12 protein-coding genes are annotated in these 17,990 nt (G+C 62.7%); 9 read left to right on the top strand and 3 right to left on the bottom strand.

Going from position 1 to position 17,990, the window contains the following annotated elements; genetic code table 11:
* Positions 1 to 117 precede the first annotated feature (117 nt).
* From ACJO2E_RS13090 to ACJO2E_RS13105, 4 genes are all read left to right on the top strand, one after another.
* A complete protein-coding gene (locus ACJO2E_RS13090) occupies positions 118 to 4,995 on the top strand; it encodes an NAD-glutamate dehydrogenase (RefSeq protein ID WP_406964394.1) in 4,878 nt (1,625 codons plus the stop codon).
* A 133-nt stretch (positions 4,996 to 5,128) separates the two neighbouring features.
* A complete protein-coding gene (gene can / locus ACJO2E_RS13095; protein WP_406964395.1) occupies positions 5,129 to 5,809 on the top strand; it encodes a carbonate dehydratase in 681 nt (226 codons plus the stop codon).
* The gene (locus tag ACJO2E_RS13100; protein ID WP_406964396.1) at positions 5,806 to 6,858 is read left to right on the top strand and encodes a class I SAM-dependent methyltransferase; all 1,053 of its coding nucleotides are present in this window, start codon (positions 5,806 to 5,808) and stop codon (positions 6,856 to 6,858) included. The genes can and ACJO2E_RS13100 overlap by 4 nt, the downstream gene beginning before the upstream one ends.
* Positions 6,855 to 8,030, top strand: coding sequence for a class I SAM-dependent methyltransferase (locus tag ACJO2E_RS13105; protein WP_406964397.1), 1,176 nt, complete (start codon positions 6,855 to 6,857; stop codon positions 8,028 to 8,030). The genes ACJO2E_RS13100 and ACJO2E_RS13105 overlap by 4 nt, the downstream gene beginning before the upstream one ends.
* 22 nt (positions 8,031 to 8,052) lie before the next feature.
* Here the strand turns inward: ACJO2E_RS13105 and ACJO2E_RS13110 are convergent, their stop codons facing one another.
* Positions 8,053 to 8,667 (bottom strand): riboflavin synthase subunit alpha, encoded by a 615-nt coding sequence (locus tag ACJO2E_RS13110; protein WP_406964399.1) that lies wholly within the window; start codon positions 8,665 to 8,667, stop codon positions 8,053 to 8,055.
* A 196-nt stretch (positions 8,668 to 8,863) separates the two neighbouring features.
* On the opposite strand from ACJO2E_RS13110, the gene ACJO2E_RS13115 reads away from it, so the two are divergent.
* From ACJO2E_RS13115 to ACJO2E_RS13135, 5 genes are all read left to right on the top strand, one after another.
* Positions 8,864 to 9,889, top strand: a complete 1,026-nt coding sequence (locus ACJO2E_RS13115; protein WP_406964400.1) for a hypothetical protein — start codon at positions 8,864 to 8,866, stop codon at positions 9,887 to 9,889.
* A gap of 55 nt (positions 9,890 to 9,944) precedes the next feature.
* Positions 9,945 to 10,619, top strand: a complete 675-nt coding sequence (locus tag ACJO2E_RS13120; protein ID WP_406964402.1) for a TetR/AcrR family transcriptional regulator — start codon at positions 9,945 to 9,947, stop codon at positions 10,617 to 10,619.
* A gap of 151 nt (positions 10,620 to 10,770) precedes the next feature.
* Positions 10,771 to 11,241, top strand: coding sequence for a L,D-transpeptidase family protein (locus ACJO2E_RS13125; protein WP_406964779.1), 471 nt, complete (start codon positions 10,771 to 10,773; stop codon positions 11,239 to 11,241).
* Positions 11,242 to 11,275: 34 nt separating this feature from the next.
* Positions 11,276 to 12,532: a mechanosensitive ion channel family protein gene (locus ACJO2E_RS13130; RefSeq protein WP_406964403.1), complete on the top strand. Its 1,257-nt coding sequence runs from the start codon at positions 11,276 to 11,278 to the stop codon at positions 12,530 to 12,532.
* Positions 12,529 to 13,317, top strand: a complete 789-nt coding sequence (locus ACJO2E_RS13135) for an S-methyl-5'-thioinosine phosphorylase (protein ID WP_406964405.1) — start codon at positions 12,529 to 12,531, stop codon at positions 13,315 to 13,317. Before ACJO2E_RS13130 ends, ACJO2E_RS13135 begins: the two co-directional genes overlap by 4 nt.
* 73 nt (positions 13,318 to 13,390) lie before the next feature.
* On the opposite strand, the gene ACJO2E_RS13140 is transcribed toward ACJO2E_RS13135, so the two are convergent.
* Both ACJO2E_RS13140 and mfd read right to left on the bottom strand, forming a co-directional pair.
* Positions 13,391 to 14,128, bottom strand: a complete 738-nt coding sequence (locus ACJO2E_RS13140; RefSeq protein ID WP_406964406.1) for a CsiV family protein — start codon at positions 14,126 to 14,128, stop codon at positions 13,391 to 13,393.
* A gap of 127 nt (positions 14,129 to 14,255) precedes the next feature.
* Positions 14,256 to 17,762, bottom strand: coding sequence for a transcription-repair coupling factor (gene mfd / locus ACJO2E_RS13145; protein ID WP_406964408.1), 3,507 nt, complete (start codon positions 17,760 to 17,762; stop codon positions 14,256 to 14,258).
* Between the last annotated feature and the right edge of the window lie 228 nt (positions 17,763 to 17,990).

The following is a 17,990-nucleotide window of genomic DNA, read 5'->3' on the forward strand; positions in this document are numbered from 1 at the left end:
TACGAATTTTTTGCGAATTTACAGCAAATTATCAAGGGTTTGACTATGCTGGAGTTACCATTCGTTCACATCCGTGCCTGCGTGCCGCGGCAGGCACCCGGACTGCAGAGGTGATTGATGAATACCCTGACCGTCACCAGCAAGGATCAGTTCCTTGAGCAACTGGACACGGAGTTTTTCCGCAAGCTGTCGAAGAAGGAAGCGGAACGGATCAGTCGCTTTTCCCGCCATTACCTCCTGCACCTGCCCCTGGAAGAACTGCTTGAAAGGGAGTTCCATGATACCTACGGGGCAGTGATGGCGGCCTGGCAGTTCCTGCAGAAGCGGGCGGCAGACCAGACACCGGTATCGGTCTTCAATCCGGACCTCGAGAGTGACGGCTGGCAGTCGACCCATACAGTCATCTTTATCCTGCACCCGGATATCCCATTCCTGATCGATTCGGTGCGCATTGCCATCAACAGCCGGAATATCGGCACCCACACCATCCATCACTCCATCATGACCGTGGAGCGTGACGACAAGGGCGTGCTCAAATCCCTGGACGGACCCGAAGCGTCGGAGGACGGCAGCAATATCGAAGCCTTTATTGTGCTGGAAATCGACCGCCATAGCGACCAGGAGGACCTGGCATCCCTGGAAAACCTGCTGCAGGACGTCCTCCACGAGGTGCGTATTGTGGTGTCGGACTTCGGCGCCATGAAACACAAGGCCGAGGAAATCGCCGGGGAGCTGGACAGTTCCCCCGCCGACATCACCCCGGACGATGTAGAGGAAGCGCGGGCCTTCGTGGACTGGCTGATGGACGACCATTTCACGTTCCTGGGGTACGACGAGTACGATTTTGTCACCGACAAGAAGGGCACCAATGTCTGTCGGGTGCCGGATTCAGAACTGGGTATTCTGCGGGTCAACAATGAACGGCGGGAGAAAGTGGCCCTGCGGCAGTTGCCCCGTCGCACCCGGCGCCAGATGACCCGCACCGACGAGCTGTTCATCTTTGCCAAGTCGGCCCAGCGTTCCCGGGTGCACCGGCCTGCCTACCCCGACTATATCGCCGTCAAGAAGTTCAACAGCAAGGGCGAAGTGGTGGGTGAGCGCCGCTTCCTGGGCCTGTATACCTCCCGTGCCTACAGCGATCGCCCGGAAAGTATCCCGTTGCTGCGCCGCAAGGTCCGTGAGGTGCTGGAACGCTCCGGGTTCATGCAGGACGATTACGCCGGCAAGGAGCTGGAGCAGATCCTCACCGTCTACCCCCGGGACGAACTGTTCCAGGTGGAGCTGGACGAGCTGTACCAGACCGCTCTGGATATCCTCTATATCCAGGAGCGGCGCCAGATCCGCCTGTTCATGCGGGAGGATGTGTACGGCCAGTTCGTGACCTGCCTGGCGTTCTTCCCCCGGGATATCTACAACACCGAGCTCCGTCTAAAGGTGGAGAGGGTCCTCTGCGACCGGCTGGAGGCTGAGGACATCAGCTTCATCACCCATTTCTCGGAGTCGGTGCTGGCCCGGGTCCAGTTCACCATCCGGGTACCCCAGCAGGGCAGCCGCCGGCTGCCGGTGAAGGAGCTCCAGGAGCGGGTCGTCGAACTGGCCCAGTCCTGGCGGGACGGCCTGGCGGAGGCCCTGCACGAAACCTGTGGCGAGGAGCGGGGCAACGAGCTGCTACAGAGCTACGCCTCGGCCTTCCCGGCCAGCTACCAGGACATGTTCTCGCCCCGGCGTGCCGCCATTGACCTGGAGCACATCAGCTCCGTGATCGACGGTCGTCCCCTGGCCATGAGCTTCTATCGGGCTCTGGAGGAAGAGGAGAGCACCGTTCATTTCAAGCTGTTCAATCCCACCGAACAGCTCCCCCTGTCCGATGTCATGCCCATCTTCGAGAACCTGGGATTCCGGGTGATCGGCGAACATCCGTTCGAGATTGTGGACCATGACGGTCGCGTGGTCTGGATCCATGATTTCTCGCTCCAGGCCCGGTCCGGGGCGGTGGTGGATCTCCACCGTATCCGGCCCATATTCGAAGAACTGTTCCAGCGGGTCTGGTTCGGCGAGGCGGAAAACGACGCCTTCAACAAGCTGCTGCTGTCCGCCTACCTGGGCTGGCGGGATATCGCCATCCTGCGCACGTACGCCCGCTACATGCGCCAGATACGCTTCAGTAACAGCCAGACCTTCATTGCCAACACGCTGGTCAGCCATGTGGACCTGACCGGGCTGTTGCTGCAGACCTTCGACACCCGCTTCAATCCGTCCCGGCAGCAGAGTGAGGCCAAGAGTCAGGCGGCCCAGCAGCGACTGGAACTGGAATTCAACGCCGGCCTCGACGAGGTGGATAACCTCAGTGAAGACCGTGTCCTGCGGCTGTTCCTGGAACTGATCCACGCCACCCTGCGCACCAACTACTACCAGGTGGACAACGAGGGCAGGTCCAAGTCCTATATCAGCGTGAAACTGGACCCGACCGCCATTCCGGATATGCCGCTGCCGCTGCCCATGTTCGAGATTTTCGTGTATTCGCCCCGGGTCGAGGGTGTGCACCTGCGCGGCGGCAAGGTGGCCCGTGGAGGCCTGCGCTGGTCGGACCGTTTCGAGGACTACCGCACCGAGATCCTGGGTCTGGTCAAGGCGCAGCAGGTCAAGAATGCGGTGATCGTACCGGTGGGGGCCAAAGGCGGCTTTGTGGCCAAGCGGCTGCCGGATCCGTCCGATCGGGAGGCGTTCCAGGCGGAGGGCATCGAGGCGTACAAAACCTTCATCCGCGGGTTGCTGGACATCACCGACAACCTGATTGACGCCAGCATCGAGCCACCCGTGAACGTTGTCCGCCACGATGGCGATGACCATTACCTGGTTGTCGCTGCGGACAAGGGCACCGCCACCTTCTCCGATATTGCCAACGGGCTGGCCGAGGAGTACCGCTTCTGGATGGGCGATGCCTTTGCCTCCGGCGGCAGCCACGGTTATGACCACAAGAAGATGGGCATCACCGCCCGTGGCGCCTGGGTATCGGTGGAACGTCACTTCCGCGAGATGGGGATCAACCCGGCCGAGGACACCTTCTCGGTGATCGGCATTGGTGATATGGGCGGCGATGTCTTTGGCAACGGCCTGCTGCAGTCGGACAAGGCCCGGCTGGTGGCAGCCTTTAACCACATGCACATTTTCGTGGACCCGGATCCGGATCCCGGGAAGAGTTACGCCGAGCGCAAGCGCCTGTTCGAGATGCCCCGGTCGGCCTGGTCGGATTACGATGAGTCCCTGATCTCCGAGGGTGGCGGGGTGTTCAGTCGTAGCGCCAAGTCGATTCCGGTGAGCCCGCAGATGAAGAAGCTGCTGGGTATCAAGTCGGACCGGGTGCCGCCGAACATGCTCGTCTCCCACATCCTCAAAGCGCAGGCGGACCTGTTGTGGATCGGTGGCATCGGCACCTACGTCAAGTCCACACGGGAATCCAACAGCGAAGTGGGTGACAAGGCCAACGACAACCTGCGTATCGACGGCAAGGAGTTGCGCTGTCGGATCGTGGGCGAGGGCGGTAACCTCGGCATGACCCAGCTCGGGCGTATCGAGTTCGCGCTGAATGGCGGTCGCCTGAATACCGATTTCATCGATAACTCCGGTGGGGTGGATTGTTCCGACCATGAAGTGAACATGAAGATCCTCCTCAACCGCATTGTGGCTGCCGGCGATCTCACCCAGAAGCAGCGCAACCGCATGCTTGAGGACATGACCGAGGAAGTGGCGGCCCTGGTGCTGAAGAACAACTACCGCCAGACCCAGGCCCTGACCGTGGCCAACGAGGGAGCCGTCACCCGGATCGAGGAATATCGCCGGCTGATGAATGCCTTCGAGGCGGCCGGCAAGCTCAACCGGGAGCTGGAATTCCTGCCGGATGAGGAAGCGCTGGAAGAACGCAAGATGGATGGCAAGGCCCTGACCCGGCCCGAGCTGTCGGTGTTGATTGCCTATGTCAAAGGGGATCTGAAGCAGGTCCTGATCGACAGCGACCTGCCGGACGACCCGTTACTGGTCTCCGAGATGCACAAGGTCTTTCCCGAACCGATGGTGGAGAAGTTCCCCCGGGAGCTGGAGGACCACCAGTTACGCCGGGAGATCATTGCGACCCAGATCGCCAATGACATGATCAACCATATGGGCATCACTTTCGTGGAGCGGCTGAACCAGTCCACTGGTGCTGATGCCCCGGCCATCGCCCTGGCCTGGATCATCGCCCGGGATGTGTTCCGGCTGGATACCTGGTGGGGCCGGATCGAGGAACTGGACTACAAGGTGCCGGCCTCGCTACAGATCAGTCTGATGAACGACCTGATGCGGCTGATCCGCCGCGCCGTGCGCTGGTTGTTGCGCAACCGCCGCAGCGAACTCAATATCCAGGGCCACCTGGACCGGTTTACCGACAGCATCAGCCGCATCTCCGCCAACCTGGCCGACTACCTGGGAGCCGGTGTCGAGAAGGAGTGGCGAAGCCAGAATGAGAAGTTGCAGAAGCAGGGCGTTCCCGAGGACCTGGCGGCGGTGGTGTCCGGCAGCTCGTACCTCTATTCCGCCCTGGGCATCATCGAGGTTCACGAGTCCGCCGGTGTCCCCCTCAAGACCGTGGCCAACCTCTACTACACCCTGGGTGAGCGCCTGGACCTGAACTGGTTTGCCGGGGCCATTGCCAACCTCAAGCCCACGTCGCACTGGCAGGCCCTGGCCCGTGAGAGCTTCCGGGAGGACCTGGACTGGCAGCAGCGGGCCCTGACCACCGGGGTACTGAGGATGGCAGAGGACTACAAACAGGTGGACGCCTGTGTGGAAACCTGGATGAGTCAGCACGAGGTGATGGTCCGGCGCTGGAAGGGCATGCTCGCGGAACTGAAAAGCTCCCGGCAGCCGGAATACGCGATGTTCTCGGTCGCCCTGCGGGAGTTGCTGGACCTGGCCCAGAGCAGTATCCACGCGCCCCTGTCGGAAACCATGGAATGATTGCCGACCCTGGATCGGGCCGTCGTGGGGGAAGTCCGGGACTGCTCTCTGGGACCAAGGGGGTATTGCGATTCACCGGCAAATGCCGTTCAATCTTGTCCGCGACCATTGAGGCTGAACGGAGACCGAAGGCATGAAAACACTGGAAAATCTGCTGAAAAGCAACCAGGCATGGGCGGATAGCATCAAGCAGGAAGACCCGGACTTTTTTCATCGCCTGTCCAACCAGCAGGCACCGGAATACCTATGGATAGGCTGCGCTGATAGCCGGGTACCCGCCAACCAGATTGTGGATCTGATGCCGGGTGAACTGTTTGTCCACCGTAACGTGGCCAACGTGGTGGTCCATACCGATTTCAACTGCCTGTCGGTGCTTCAGTTCGCCATTGAGGTGCTCAAGGTCAAGCATGTACTGGTGGTGGGGCACTATAACTGTGGCGGTGTCCGGGCTGCCCTCAAGGACGAGGGGTTTGGCCTGATCGGCAACTGGCTGCGTCATGTACAGGATGTGCGCGACAAGTACCAGGAAGTGCTGGACCAGCAGCCGTCGGAACAGGACCAGGTGGACCGCCTGTGCGAACTGAACGTGGTGGAGCAGGTGGAGCACGTGTGCCAGAACAGCATCGTGCAGGACGCCTGGAAACGGGGGCAGCCGCTCACCGTGCACGGTTTTATCTACGATGTGGCCGACGGCCTGCTGCGGGACCTGGGGCTCAGCATCAGCAGCGAGGCGGACCAGGCGTCTATCAAGGAGCGTAGCATCGGGGAACTGATCGGCCAGCCGGTACGTTCTGCCCGCCGTGCCGATCCATGAGCGAACCCTCCAGCGGCCTCAACGCCATTGCGGCGCTTGAGCGCAATGCCGACCTGATGAGCGGGCGGGTGGGGCTGATTGGCCTGCCCGTACCGCACCTTCCCGCCGGGCTGGAAACTGGTGACGCACCGGCGCTGGTGGTCACCGAGCACGCCGGTCTGGCGGATGCCCTGACAGGCTCTGACCGCTGCCGGGTCAGTTTCGGTTATGATCTGCCCGATGAGTGGGACCGCCCCCTGGATACCCTGGTGCTGTTTGTTCCCAAGGCCCGCCAGGCACTGGAGATGCAACTGGCCATGGCCCGGGCGCTGCTGGTTGATGGCGGCCGACTGGTACTGGTGGGCGAGAAGCGCGAGGGCATTGCCGGCGCCGCCCGGCAGTTACAGGCCCTGGCGCCGGACGCCCGCAAGGTGGACAGTGCCCGGCATTGCCAGGTCTGGGTTGCGAGCCTGGCCGGCGCGGCAGGAGCGTTTGATCCGCTTGCCTGGCTCCAGTGGCACGAACTCGATGCGGCAGGCATCCAACTGGCGGTGGCGAACATGCCCGGCATCTTCAGTGATGGCCGCCTGGACGAGGGCACCGCACGATTGCTGGAAAGCCTGTCGGACGTGCCGGTTGCCGGGCCGGTGCTGGATTTTGCCTGTGGTTCCGGGGTGATCGGCGCCTGGCTACAGGCCCGCAACCCCGACCTGGGGCCGGTGGATGGCGTGGACGTCCAGGCTCAGGCGGTAATGTGCGCCAGGCAGACCTACCAGCGTAACGGTGCCCGGGGTGAGATTATTGCCAGTGATGGCTTGCCCGCTGACCTGGGCCGTTACCGGACCATCGTGACGAACCCGCCGTTCCACTCCGGCGTGCGCACTGATACCTCCATGACCGAACGCTTCCTGCGGGAGGCCCGCCGTCACCTCCAGCCAGGTGGCGAGATGCGGCTGGTGGCCAACCGTTTCCTGCCTTACCAGCCTCTGCTGGAACAGTGTATCGGACCCTGTCAGACACTGTTCGAAGACCGGCGGTTCGCGGTCTACCAGGCCCGGGTGTTGTCTTGACCCAGGCTGATTGCAACACAGGTTTTACCGTTGGCGACCGGGTCCTCAACCTGCGGCGCCCCCATGGCGGCGGTCGGGACCTGAGGGCTTGGGACGCGGCCGATGAACAACTGGTGGCCGAAGCCCGTCAGAGGCTTACACCCGGTGACCGGGTGGCGGTGGTGGATGATGGTTTTGGTGCCCTGGCCCTGGGGCTTGCGGACTTCGTGCCCACGGTTATCGCGGACAGTGCTTCCCTGGTGGATGCCCTTGATCACAATGCGACCGCCAATAACCTGGCTGTGCCCCCAGTCCGGAGCTGGCTGGACGAACCGGGCCTTGGCGAAGCTCCAATGGACGAGGGTGGGCCTTTTGATGCGGTGGTTCTGAAGGTACCACGCCAGCTCGACTACCTGGAATTCCTGCTGAGATGGGTCAACCGGGCCCTGCGTCCGGACGGCTGGTTGCTGACCGGTGGGATGATCAAGCACCTGCCGGAACAGGCTGCGGGACTTTACCAGGAACGGGTTACCACCGAGACGGTGTTCCCGGCCCGGAAAAAGGCCCGCATGGTGCTGTGCCGTCCCGGCACCGACGGGTTGGATGGCTGGGGCGGACTCTGGAAGGGATACGCCACGCCGGGGTCCGGTCTGTCGATCCGGGCGTTGCCGGCGGTATTCGCCCGGGAACGTCTGGATATCGGCACCCGGGAGTTGTTGCCGTTGATTCCGGACGCCGTCAGCCCACTGCCGGCGGGGGGCAGGGTGCTGGACCTGGCCTGTGGCAACGGCGTGCTGGGCCTGGAGGCCCTGTCCGCCAGGCCGGACCTGTCGGTGACCTTTGCGGATATTTCCTCCCAGGCCGTCCTCAGTGCCAGCGCCAACGCCCGGGCATTGGGGGTGGCCGGGGAACAATGTCGCCTGGTCCATTCCGATGGCGTGCCGGCGGATGCCGGTCGGTTCCAGCGTATCCTGCTGAATCCGCCATTCCATGAGGGGGGTGTGGTGGGCGACCATATCGCCCTGCGCCTGTTCGCCGAGGCAGCGCAATGCCTGGACGAGGGGGGCGAGCTGCTGATGGTGGGTAACCGACACCTGGGCTACCACCGAAGCCTTCGTTCGGTCTTCGGCGATGTCCGGCAGTTGCGGGCATCGCCGAAGTTTGTCGTTTTCCGGGCGTCCAGGCCCCGTTAGCGGCCCCCTTCAATCAAACCCGTTAGCGCGGCGGCTTGTCGTATCCCATCCGGGCCAGCGTATCGACAATCGTCTGGGTCTGGCTGTCCACCTCGATATTCACCTCGTCTCCCACCTGCACATCGGCAAAGGTGGTGGCGCGCAGGGTTTCCGGTATCAGGTGCACGTTGAAGCGCCCGTCCTCCACATCGCCGATGGTCAGGCTGGCGCCGTTGACCGCGATGTAACCCTTGGCAAAGAGGTACTTGTGCCAGGCTTCCGGCACCTCGAAGGTGAGGGTGCAGTTGTTTTCCGGTTGCTCCCGGCCCACAACGCGGGCGGTGGTATGGACATGCCCGGACAGCAAGTGGCCACCGATCTCGTCGCCAATGCGGGCCGCCCGCTCGAAATTGACCCGGCTGCCCGGGGTGAGCCGGCCCAGGGTGGTGAGTCGCAGCGTTTCCTGCATGGCATCGAACCAGAGCCGGTTGCCTTGCTGGGCGGTGACCGTCATGCAGGTGCCGTCGATGGAGACGGAGGCGCCAATGGTTACGCCATCCACGGATCCGGGGGGAAAGGCGATCACAAAGGTGGTAAGGCCGGGGCGGGAGTCGACGGAATCCACGGTGGCGACGCCCTGAACAATGCCGGTAAACATGGTTGCACCTCGTAACAATTCAAAGGCAGCAAGTGTATCCCTACCGATGTAACCTATCAAAGATAATGAGTCATCGGACAGGGCGCCAGGATTGTGCCTTCCGGTAGTCTCCTAAAGTAACCGGTACACCGGGCGATAACCGAGGGTAGGAGAACGGTACAGGTCTGGCCGTTCCAGGCACACACCGGCGGCAGCTATGGCAGAAACCCGAGCGAGAAACAGCGACACCACCACGGCCCAGGGCGGGCCGGTACTGCGGCCCGGACGTCCGGCGGACCCCGGGCAGGTGTCGTCCGGTGTGCCGGTGGATCGGGCCGACAGCGTCCCGGATGAACGTGACGCCGGGGAAGCGGGCGATCATCCGCCGGCGAACACCGGTGAAGCGACCGGCGTTGAATCAGTGGCCGAATCGGGCGATGACACCTCCACAGAAGCATCCTCCGGGGCCGATGAAGCGGAACGGCGGTTTGCGGAATCTCGCCAGCGTCGGTTGCGCCGGTTATTGCGGCAGTGCGAACGCATCAACCTGATGGACTTCAATATCCTGTCCCTGGCGGGCTGGCCCGACAATTACACCCTTAATGCCGCCCGGCGCCGTCGTGACAGCTGGTTGCTCAGCGCCACCATTGCCGCCCTGGTCTTCCTGAGCGGTATGACAGGCTTTGTGCCGGCCTGGATTGCCGGCGGTGGTTTCGGCGCCTTCGTGGTAATCCTGTTGATGGGCGTGCCCTTCGTACGACGGCTGTACAGCTCGAAATCTTCCTACCTGGACCTGATCCTCTATCGCCAGCAGCTCCTGCGGGACGCCCGCAAGCACATTGCCCACCTGGAAGGGGAGCTGGGACTGATCTGGCAGTGCAACGAACTGTCCGAGTTCAATCCGACCCTGTCTTCGCCACGGTTCAGTACCCTCAAACACCTGTCCGAACAGCGACGCCTGGCGGGATCCCTGTCCAGGCGGGAGCATATCCGCCTGTACCTGATCTTCATGCTGGAAGCCGAGAAGGCCTACGAGCGGATGCAGAATGTCTATTTCGAGGAGCACCAGAAAGCCATTGACCGGGGCTGGCAGTCCGTGGCCCGTGCAGTGACCGAGCCGGAAGGCCGGCAGGGGGTGCGGGAGGAGATTGCCGAAGGAGAGGCGGATGGTGCCGGGAAAGCCCGGAAACCGGATCATGAATCCGACCGCGGAAAGGGTCCTGACAAGGCCGCCAGTGCTTGACAGATTTCTGTTTTAAACGTATGTTTAAAACAATCGTTTTTCAGGGGAAGGTGTTGTGGCCCAGTCAGATACAGTGGACCGGATTCTCGATGCGGCGGAAGAGCTGTTCGCCGAGCGGGGGTTTGCCGAAACGTCACTCAGGATGATTACCAGCAAGGCCGGGGTCAACCTGGCGGCGGTAAACTATCATTTTGGCTCCAAGAATTCCCTGATACAGTCCGTCTTTGCGCGTTTTCTCACTCCGTTCTCGGCCACCCTGGAAGCGGAGTTCGACGAGCTGGAGGCACGTCCCGGAGATCGCTCACCTTCGGTGGAGGAGATCCTCGGTGCCCTGACCGGCAGCGCGGTGCGGATGCCCCAGCGCAATGACCGCGGCATATCCATCTTCATGCGTCTGCTGGGGCTGGCCTATACCCAGTCCCAGGGGCACCTGCGCGCTTTCCTGGAGGATGAGTACAGGGGCGTGTTTACCCGCTTCATGGGGCTGCTCAAACAGGCAACCCCGGAACTCAGCTCCGTGGACCGGTACTGGCGGATCCAGTTCATGCTGGGTGCCACCGCGTTTACCATGTCGTCCAGTGACGCCCTCCGGGATATTCTCCAGGCCAAGAAGGGGGTTGAAACCCCGATCCAGGAAATCGCCGCCCGCCTGATTCCGTTCCTGGCGGCGGGCATGCAGGCGAAGGACCTGATGCTGGTGCCCCGCGCCGAGGCCAGTGTAACTTCCTAGCACATGCTTCAGGGCACGACCTGGTCAACATCATGTTCCGGCGGTTGCCTCTGTCCGCAGGGTTCGCTACCTTTGCTGCTCCCATACCTGACGCAGGAGCACAGGATTGTCGGACGATTCCCATTCCACAGGCCCCGGGCCTGCCATTGTCATTGATCTGCGGCAGCAGACCCTGGACTGGTATGGTGCCGGTGGCGAACACCGGCGCTGGCCGGTGTCCACGGCCCTCAATGGTCCCGGTGAAGCCGAACATTCCGGGTGCACGCCCCGGGGGCGGCACTATGTGCGGGCGATGATCGGGCAGGGACAGCCTGAAGCCACGGTATTCGTGGCCCGTCGTCCCACCGGCGAAACCTGGTCGGCGGAACTCTCCCGCCTGCAGCCTGAGAGGGACTGGATCCTCAGTCGCATCATCTGGCTGTGTGGGCTGGAATCCGGCTTCAATCGCGGCCCCGGTGTCGATACCTTCCGTCGTTACATCTACATTCACGGCACCCCGGATTCCGAGCCCATGGGCGAAGCGCGCTCCCATGGCTGTATCCGCATGCGAAACCGGGATGTCATCGACCTGTTCGACCGGCTGAGCCCCGGTGTGCCGGTGACCATCCGGCCCTGCCCGTAACCCTGATTCAACCGTTGTAAAGGAGATTGAGCCCGTGGATGAAACGCCAGAGGTGATAAGCAGCTGGGTCAACAACTGGAACCTGCTGTCCCAGAGCTGGCGGGTGGCCATTGTGGTGTTCGGGCTGGTCTTCGCCACGGCGGCGGTGGCTTTCCTGATCAGCCGGATCATCGTGATGCTGGAGCGGCGGTTCGAGAAGACCGACAACCTCTGGGACGACGCCGTGCTCCATGCCCTACGGAGGCCCGCTATTGGCTTTGTCTGGCTGCAGGGCGTGTTCTGGGCCGCCGAGGTGGCCCGTGTCTATTCCGATGCTGATATTTTCTCGGCCAACAGCAAGCTGCTGGAACTGGGCTTTATCTGGATACTGGTCTGGACCCTCTTCGGCGTGATCAAGAAGGCGGAGGAGATCCTGATCTCGCCCATGAAAATGAAACAGCCGATGGATTACACCACGGTGAACGCCATCAGCAAGCTGTTGCGGGCGGTGGTGGCCATTACGGCGGTGTTGACCATCATGCAGTCCCTGGGCTACAGCATTTCTGGGGTACTGGCGTTCGGGGGTGTGGGTGGCATCGCGGTGGGTTTTGCCGCCAAGGACCTGCTGGCTAATTTCTTCGGCGGCTTTATCATCCACCTGGACCGGCCCTTCAAGGTGGGGGACTGGGTGCGTTCCCCGGACCGGGAAATCGAGGGGACTGTTGAGAAAATCGGCTGGCGGCTCACCACCATCCGCACCTTTGACCAGCGTCCACTCTACGTGCCCAACGCGGCCTTCACCCAGATTGCGGTGGAGAATCCGTCACGTATGCACAACCGCCGGATTTTCGAAACCATTGGTATCCGCTATGCGGATGTCCGCGAGATGAGCGATATCGTAAATGATATCCGCTCAATGCTGGAGAACCATGAGGAAATTGATACCCGGCGGACGCTGATTGTCAACTTCCTGGCGTTCAACAGCTCGTCCCTGGATATCATGGTTTACACCTTTACCAAGACCACCCAGTGGGTGAAGTTCCATGAGATCAAGCAGGATGTGCTGCTGAAGATCAGTGATATCATCGAATCCTATGGCGCCGAGGTGGCCTTCCCCACGCGCACCCTGCATGTGGCGGACAGCTTGCGCCTGGAGCGCGATCAGTCCGAGACTGAAGACGAGCAGTCTGAAAGCGAAGAGGGCAGCGGCGGCGGCGCCCGTTCAGGCGGCAGGGCTGCGGACCGGGGCGCGGTAAGGCAGCCCAGGGGATCGGGCCAGACCACCACCCAGGGTGACGAGGCTGAAGAATGAGCGGATTAACGGACTCCACGGCCATGGGCCATGACATCGCCATTATTGGTGGTACCGGTCTGACGGAGCTGGACGGTCTCACAGTGACCGGCGAATATCGGGTGGAAACCCCCTGGGGGGCTCCGTCAGGGCCGGTGCTGAAGGGAATGTTCAGGGGGCAACCGGTGCTGTTCCTGGCTCGCCATGGGCATCCCCACCGCATACCACCCCACCAGGTGAACTACCGGGCCAACCTCTGGGCGCTGCGGGACGCCGGCGCCGCCCAGGTGATTGGTGTCAATGCGGTGGGCGGCATCACCCCGGCCATGGGGCCTGCCCGGATTGCCGTTCCCCACCAGTTGATCGACTACACCTGGGGGAGAGGGCACACCTTCTTCGAGCAGGTGGAGGGCGCGCCGTTGGAGGGCGTCACTCATATCGACTTTACCTATCCCTACAACGAACCCCTGCGGCAGGCCCTGCTGACGGCCGCAGCCCGTCGACAGGTCATGGTGGTTGATCATGGGGTCTACGGCGCCACCCAGGGGCCCCGGCTGGAAACCCCGGCGGAGATTGCCAGGCTGGAACGGGACGGCTGTGACCTGGTGGGAATGACCGGAATGCCTGAGGCGGCGCTGGCTGCGGAGCTGGGGCTGCCTTATGCCTGCCTGGCACTGTCGGTAAACTGGGCTGCCGGCAAGTCCGATCACATCATCACCATGGAGGAGATCGGTCAGGCGCTGGAAGAGGGGATGTCCGGCGTGAAGGCCATCCTGGAAGAGGTGATTCCCGACCTCCGGGGCTAGTAATCTGTCAGGACACTGGTGTTCCGACAGGGCACCGGGAACGCCAGGCGCGCTCCCGGTCCGCTACCGGCGGTCAGTCCAGCGGGCGGAAATACACCAGCACGCCGATGGTGGGGGAGTCCAGAAAGTGGATTTCCTTACTTCGCATGCGGCGAACCTCATGGATCCAGGTGATAAGCTCCCGGCCCTGGTTGCCATCCATAACGGGCATTATAGTGGCCGGTGACGTGCCCACGCCCTGGGGCTCCGCTTCGGTATCGCCCTGGTCGCTGTTGCCCTCGCTGCTGTCGCCCGTCTCGCCACCCATGGTGTCTTCCATGGCGGCGCCGTCGGCTGCCCGCCAGTGGTTGAGCTGAACGTCCACCAGCAGATAGCGGCGCCGGTTGACCTCAATGGTACCTTCAACCGCCCGGTGGCCGGCGCTCTCCAGCATCTCGCCCACTTCGATCCGCATGGGGTCGCCGTTGTAGTTGGGCGGGAAACGCTGGATCCAGCCGGTTTTCATCAGTACCCGGTATTTGCCACTGTTCTCCAGGCGGCTGGCGGCGGTGTTCAGGGTCAGATTGTTGGTGGTGCGGATGTCGGAACTGACGTTTCCGAGGTCATCCACCACCCAGAGGCGCTTGCTGGCGTCCTGACGCTCCGGGTGTTTGTCTGCCATCTGTTCCGGCAGCACTGGGTCCGCCAGCCGCTTCAGTATCACGATTTCGGCGCGATAGGTGTTGTCCGCCTGGGCGGGGGCCGCCAGGGCCATGAGCAGTGCCAGGGCCGCGAGCAGACGCTGGGCGTTGGTGAAGGCCGGTTTGTACAAAGGTGTTCTCCTGATCCGTTTGTCGAAACCAACAGCGGCCCCGTCCGGGGATGCCATTTTCCTGGTGTGTCCCGGTTGCCGAAGGCTAGCCGGCGACACCCTGTTTTCCCGGGGCAGACTGGGCCCGTCAGGCGGCCAGCTCTTTCAGCACCGATGAAATGGCGTCGAGTTTACCATCGGTTGTGTCGTCTTTCAGCCGTACGCTGAAGGTATTCGCACCTTCCAGTCGATAGGCGTCCGGAGCCTGCTGTACCTTCTGCACCAGTTTCAGTGGATCCACGGTGGTGCTGTTACCGAATTCCAGCTTCAGCCACTCGCGACCGGCGTCCACCTTGACCACGCCCAGGCCCTCGGCCCCGATGCGCAGGCTGGTCTGGCGCACCAGGTTCTTCGCCGGGTCAGGCAGCAGGCCGAAGCGGTCGATCATTTCCACCTGCAGTTCCTTCAGTTCGTCCTCACTCTTCACGCTGGCGAGCCGCTTGTAGAGCATCAGCCGGTTGTGGACATCCGGCAGGTAATCGTCGGGAATCAGCGCCGGGATGCGCAGGTTCATTTCTGTACCATGGCTCAGGGGCAGGTCGGCATTGGGGGTGCGGCCCTCGCGGATGGCCTGTACCGCCTCATCCAGCAACTGCATGTAGAGAGTGAAGCCGATGGTCTCGATCTGCCCGCTCTGTTCGTCCCCCAGAAGTTCGCCGGCGCCCCGGATCTCCAGGTCGTGGGTGGCCAGCATGAAGCCGGCGCCCAGATCCTGGGCTTCGGATATGGCGTCCAGGCGTTTGCGGGCATCAGCGGTCATGGCCTTTGGGGGCGGTGTCAGCAGGTAGGCGTAGGCCTGGTGGTGGGAGCGCCCGACCCGACCACGAAGCTGGTGCAACTGGGCCAGGCCGAACTTGTCCGCCCGCTCGATCACAATGGTGTTGGCGCTGGGAATGTCGATGCCGGTCTCGATGATGGTGGTGCACACCAGCACGTTGAAGCGCTTGTGGTAGAAGTCCGACATGATCTGTTCCAGTTCGCGCTCACGCATCTGGCCATGGGCCACGCCGATGCGTGCTTCGGGGATCAGGTTGCGCAGGTCCTCGGCGGTCTTCTGGATGGTGGCCACGTCATTGTGCAGGAAGTACACCTGGCCGCCCCGGAGGATTTCCCGCAGGATGGCCTCCTTCACCATGGCGGTGTCCTTCTGGCGGACAAAGGTCTTCACCGACAAGCGGCGCGCCGGTGGCGTGGCGATAATGGACAGATCCCGCAGGTGGCCCATAGCCATGTTCAGGGTGCGGGGAATGGGCGTGGCGGTGAGTGTCAGCATGTCCACTTCAGCCCGCAGCGCCTTGAATTTCTCCTTCTGGCCGACGCCGAAGCGGTGTTCCTCGTCAATGATCACCAGGCCCAGGTTCTTGAAGCGGATGTCGCCCTGTAACAGCTTGTGGGTGCCGATGACGATATCCGCCTTGCCTTCCTCAATCTTCTCGATGGCCTTGGCGGATTGCCCGCTGCTGCGGAACCGTGACAGCAGTTCCACGGTGACCGGGGTATCCGAGAACCGGTCCCGGAAGGATTCATAGTGCTGCTGGGCCAGCAGGGTGGTGGGGACCAGCACCGCCACCTGCTTGCCGGACCAGGTGGCGATAAAGGCTGCCCGCATGGCCACCTCCGTCTTGCCGAAGCCCACATCGCCGCACACCAGACGGTCCATGGGGCGCTCCCCGGTCATATCCTCGATCACCCGTTCGATAGCGGCCTGCTGGTCCGGGGTCTCCTCGAAGGGAAAGCCGGCGGCAAAGTGGCGGTAGGCTTCCTTGGGATCATCGAACTGGAAGCCTTTACGGGCCTCGCGGCGGGCGTAGACATCAAGCAGTTCCGCGGCGGTGTCGCGGATCTTCTCCATGGCCTTCTGCTTGGCGTTGCTCCAGCGGTCAGTGCCCAGCTTGTGCAGGGGGGCGTGCTCGGTGTCGGAGCCGGTGTAGCGGCTGATCAGGTGCAGGCTGGCCACCGGCACGTAGAGCTTCGAGCCGCCAGCGTACTCCAGGGTCAGGAATTCGGTGGCGTCCCCATCCACGGTGATGGTTTCCAGGCCCTGGTAGCGGCCGACGCCGTGGTCAATGTGCACCACCGGGGCACCCACCCGCAATTCCGACAGGTCCCGGTAACCCGAGTCGTCCACTTCTGTGGGCTTCTCCCGGCGACGGCGCTGGAGTACCCGTTCGCCGAACAGCAGGGTTTCGGTGATCAGGGCCACGCCTCCCCGGCGCAGGAGCAGGCCCGGCTCCAGGGGGGCGACAGTGATCGCCAGGTCCACGTCAGAGTCGAGGAAAGCGCGCCAGTCATCAACCGGCTTCACCTTGAGGCGGTTCTCCGCCAGGTTGTCCTTCAGGGCCTCCCGGCGCCCGGAGGATTCGGCGCAGATCAGCACCCGGCCATCGAAATCGCCGATGAACTGTCGCAGCCGCGAGGCCGGGTCACTGGACCGTCCGTCCATGGCCACATTGGGTAGCGGTTCCGTCCCCAGCGAGGTGATGCCCTGACCGGAGCGGGTGGTTTCCCCCGCCACCAGGGTGACTCGTGGGCGCTGGCGTATCAGGCCAAACAGTTCATCGGTCTTCAGGAACAGCTCGCCCGGCGGCAGGATCGGCCGCATCCGGTCGTGCCGTCGTTCCTCGTATCGGCTGGCGGTGTCCTGCTGGAACAGATCCACTGCCTCGTTCAGGCCATCGGCGGTAAATACCAGCGTCTCCCCGGGCAGGTAGTCGAACAGGGTGGCGGTGTGATCGAAGAACAGCGGCAGGTAATACTCGATGCCCGTCGGGGTGATGCCCTGGGTTACGTCCTGGTAGACCGGTGCATTGCGGTCGGCGTGGGGGAAAAACTCGAACCAGCGGTTGCGGAAACCGGAGCGGGCGTCCTTGCTCCAGGGGAATTCGTAGGCCGGCAGCAGCTCGATCCGGTCGATGCGATCCAGGGAGCGCTGGGTCTCCGGGTCGAACGTGCGAAGGGTTTCGATTTCGTTATCGAACAGGTCGATCCGGTAGGGCTGGGTAGCGCCCATGGGGAAGATGTCGACAATGGCGCCACGGACCGCGTACTCACCGTGCTCGTAGACATTCTCGGTGTGGCGGTAGCCGGCGGCCTCCAGTTGCAGGCGCCACTGCTCCGGTTGCAGCCCCTGGCCGGTTTCCAGCAACAGGGTGTTGCCCTGCAGGTAGTCCACCGGGGGCAGCCGGTGCATCAGGGTGCGGGCCGGTACGATCAGGATGCCGCGACGGGTCCGGGGCAGCCGGTGCAGGGTGCGGATACGCCGGGAGATGATGTCCTGGTGCGGAGAGAACAGGTCGTAGGGCAGGGTTTCCCAGTCCGGCAGCGACAGCAGTTCGAGGCCATCATCGGTAATGGCCTCCGCCTCTTCCTCCGGGGGCAGGCCCAGGTAGAAGCGTACCGCCTGCTCCAGACGGATGGCCTCATCGGTGCTACGGGTGATCACCAGGGTCAGGCCGTCCGTTCGCCGTGCCGTCTCGCTGATTGCCAGGGCATCAGCGCTACCGTGCAACTGGTCCCAGATGCGATGGTCCGACGCCTGGCTGGGAGGCGCGGGGATGAAGTCTGACATGGCGGTATGCTCGGTACCCGGTTTCATCGGGGTGATCAGCTCCTGCGGTTGTGCTGGTCGGCGACGGTCGTATCATGAACGGAACGTAAGTTCTGAAGCCCATCGTGGGGTGGCGACCATTCTGAAAAGGAGGGTATTCTATCGGTGACAGCCTGAACTGTCATGACAGTATGGTGAACAGGGCCTGGCAGGGTCGGGCGAGGGATTGCCGTCGCGTTTTTCGAGTAGGAGTTGTCCACAGGCTCCTTAAATTGG

Origin of the sequence: Marinobacter shunpengi, from assembly GCF_045449695.1 — a bacterium.
Taxonomy (GTDB): Bacteria; Pseudomonadota; Gammaproteobacteria; order Pseudomonadales; family Oleiphilaceae; genus Marinobacter.

What these genes read in the sequence shown, in the direction of transcription:
- can (WP_406964395.1), top strand. Translation starts at nt 5,129, where the DNA reads ATGAAAACACTGGAAAATCTGCTGAAAAGCAACCAGGCATGGGCGGAT.
- ACJO2E_RS13100 (WP_406964396.1), top strand. Translation starts at nt 5,806, where the DNA reads ATGAGCGAACCCTCCAGCGGCCTCAACGCCATTGCGGCGCTTGAGCGC.
- mfd (WP_406964408.1), bottom strand. Translation starts at nt 17,762, where the DNA reads ATGAAACCGGGTACCGAGCATACCGCCATGTCAGACTTCATCCCCGCG.
- ACJO2E_RS13115 (WP_406964400.1), top strand. Translation starts at nt 8,864, where the DNA reads ATGGCAGAAACCCGAGCGAGAAACAGCGACACCACCACGGCCCAGGGC.
- ACJO2E_RS13110 (WP_406964399.1), bottom strand. Translation starts at nt 8,667, where the DNA reads ATGTTTACCGGCATTGTTCAGGGCGTCGCCACCGTGGATTCCGTCGAC.
- ACJO2E_RS13090 (WP_406964394.1), top strand. Translation starts at nt 118, where the DNA reads ATGAATACCCTGACCGTCACCAGCAAGGATCAGTTCCTTGAGCAACTG.
- ACJO2E_RS13135 (WP_406964405.1), top strand. Translation starts at nt 12,529, where the DNA reads ATGAGCGGATTAACGGACTCCACGGCCATGGGCCATGACATCGCCATT.